At 31.8% G+C, this 531-nt stretch carries 1 protein-coding gene; it reads left to right on the top strand.

All coding sequences use genetic code 11. The features are described from left to right. Nucleotides 1–160: 160 nt before the first annotated feature. On the top strand, nucleotides 161–531 hold a 371-nt coding region (locus HMPREF0518_RS09380), incomplete at its 3' end, for a type III toxin-antitoxin system ToxN/AbiQ family toxin (protein WP_003627998.1).

The raw sequence follows: 531 nt of genomic DNA, 5'->3' as shown, positions 1-531 counted from the left end.
TTTGAAATTATTGTCTTCTTATAAAAAATCTTATAAAATAAGTGTGTAAAAGTCGGTGTTTCTCTACCAGATAGTGAGAGTTTTATAAGTTGGTGTTTCCCCACCATAAGTGAGAGTTTAAGCGAGGTGTTAAAAAGCACCTCGCTTTTTTTGAGGAAAAATGAACGAGCAATTAAAGCTGTACAACATAAATCCATCTTACGTTGATCAACTTCATAATTTGGACTATCGAGTTGAAAAACACCACGGTAAACACAGCAAACCTTACCTTGGTATTATTTTGAAGATTAACAATATTCATTATTTTGTTCCCTTATCTTCTCCCAAACCCAAACATAAGCATATGTATGAAAGTTTGACCTTTGTAAAAATCACAAACAGGTCACAACTTTTATCAGTACTCAATATTAATAATATGATTCCTGTGCCCATTGGTTTTTATCATAAAATCGATATTAATAAAATATCCGATTTAAAATATAGAGATCTATTGAATGCAGAACAAATTGCTTGCAGAAAAAGGCACGACGG

It is taken from the genome of Lactobacillus helveticus DSM 20075 = CGMCC 1.1877 (assembly GCF_000160855.1).
GTDB lineage: Bacteria > Bacillota > Bacilli > Lactobacillales > Lactobacillaceae > Lactobacillus > Lactobacillus helveticus.
Note: the sequence above shows the minus strand (reverse complement) of the source record. Positions and strands in the feature narration are given on the sequence as shown.